We start from the raw sequence: 1841 nt of genomic DNA on the forward strand, positions 1-1841 counted from the left end.
GCGGTGGCGGAGGGTGCGTTGCTACTGGTGCCGGGCAAGCAGCCTCCTCTGGTGGTGGTGGCGGCGGAGCCTACGCCGAGAAGTGGATTGACATCTCGGCGCTGGCTGCTACTGAAACCATCACCATTGGTACAGGAGGAGTGGGCGGGGACACGTCTGGCTCCAACGGTTTTGCTGGCGGAACATCTAGCTTTGGATCGCATTGCTCTGCCGGTGGTGGGGACGGTGGCGAAGGTGCAGCGAGCGCATCAAGCGGTTCTGTGATAACCTTTGGCGGAAATGGGGGTGTTGCCGGCACCGCAGACCTTATCCTGCCGGGTGACGATGGCGGTGTTGGCATCCGCGCCAATGGAGTAGTCTGTAGCATAGGCTATGGCGGTGCAACAATACTAGGTGCCTCGCGTCGTGGAGGTTCCGCTGATCCTGGGGAAGCTGGGCGGCAAGGTCAATTGTACGGTGGTGGCGGTTCCGGAGCGTACAACAACCAAAACCAAGAGGCCAAGACTGGCGGCAATGGTCGGAACGGCATCGTCATCGTTGAAGTCTACTGAGGAGAGTTGACATGGCTAACTTCACAACCAGGTTGAATCTCCGCAAGCCTGATCCTGATCCCATGACCGGAGATGACGTCGACATCCAGGAGGATCTCAACGCTAACTGGGACAAGGTAGATGAAGCTGTTGCCATCCTAGAAGGACAGATCAACACGATCAACAGCCAGATTCGTCCTGTGATGGTTGTCTACACATCCGATGGAACATTCACGAAAGCCAACTACCCGTGGGCAAAGCGTGTCAGGGTACGTGTTCAAGCTGGTGGCGGCGGTGGCGGTGGTGCTGCGCCGACTGGTGCCGGGCAGACTTCTGTTGGCGGCGGTGGTGGCGGCGGTGGGTACTGTGAGAAGTGGATTGACATCTCAGCGCTCGCTGCATCGGAAACTGTTACCGTTGGCTCAGGTGGCTCGGGCGGTACCCCTGATGGGGTTGGCTCAGGGAACACTGGTGGGACCTCTAGTTTCGGCACGTGGTGCTCAGCTTCTGGGGGCACTGGGGCGGATGGCGGCGTTGCCGGCACATCACAGGTGCATGTCACCGGAGGAAACGGCGGGACCGCAAGCGGAGGTGACATCAACATACGAGGCAGCGACGGCGGCAACGGTGTTCGCGGCGGCGGTTGGGTGTTCAGCGTTGGCCAAGGTGGTGCATCCATGCTGGGAGCTGAAAAACGTCCTAACGCGACTGATGCCGGGTTTGCTGGGGAAAATGGTCGTTCCTATGGTGGCGGGGGCACAGGGGCACACAACACTCCTAACCAGGCTACAGGGCAACCTGGCGGCAATGGTGCAGCCGGTATTGTCATCGTGGAGGTCTACTGAGTCTGTGATGGCGTAGCCTCTGTATCAGGATGAACGCAAAGGAGGGTGGTCAATGGTGCTGACCCGTCCTGATTTCCGTTTGGACACCCCGAACAAGCTGAGCCATGTTACCGATGCTGAGTGGTGGATGTGGCTGCGACTGAACGAGCTGGAGCCCACGACCAAGCTTGGAGGCATATACGCCAACAAGTCTGGGTTCCACAACACAGGGAATGCCAATGAGGCACGCTGGCCCGGCAACTACAGCATCCGCATCAACCGCAACCGTCGTGGACCGTGGTGGCGTAACTACGCATCTGCGCTGGACTGGACCTTCCCTGATGCCCAGCGCGGGGACTACAAGAGGATCAGCAAGTACACCAGCCGCCTGATGAAGTCTGCCTTGGACGCCAACGATCCTCGGCTGGACATGATCCTGTTCGAGTTCTACGGGCAGTCGGACACCGACAAGCAGGTGGAAGGTTAC

Annotated in this window: 3 protein-coding genes; all 3 read left to right on the top strand. The window is 59.3% G+C overall.

The window, feature by feature from the left end; all coding sequences use genetic code 11:
* Positions 1 to 264: hypothetical protein (locus VF202_10805; GenBank protein ID HEX7040596.1), on the top strand; the 264-nt coding region annotated here is incomplete at its 5' end.
* A 298-nt stretch (positions 265 to 562) separates the two neighbouring features.
* Positions 563 to 1375, top strand: coding sequence for a hypothetical protein (locus VF202_10810; GenBank protein ID HEX7040597.1), 813 nt, complete (start codon positions 563 to 565; stop codon positions 1373 to 1375).
* Between the two features lie 52 nt (positions 1376 to 1427).
* On the top strand, positions 1428 to 1841 hold a 414-nt coding region (locus VF202_10815), incomplete at its 3' end, for a hypothetical protein (GenBank protein ID HEX7040598.1).

The sequence above is a fragment of the Trueperaceae bacterium genome (assembly GCA_036381035.1).
Classification (GTDB): domain Bacteria; phylum Deinococcota; class Deinococci; order Deinococcales; family Trueperaceae; genus DASRWD01.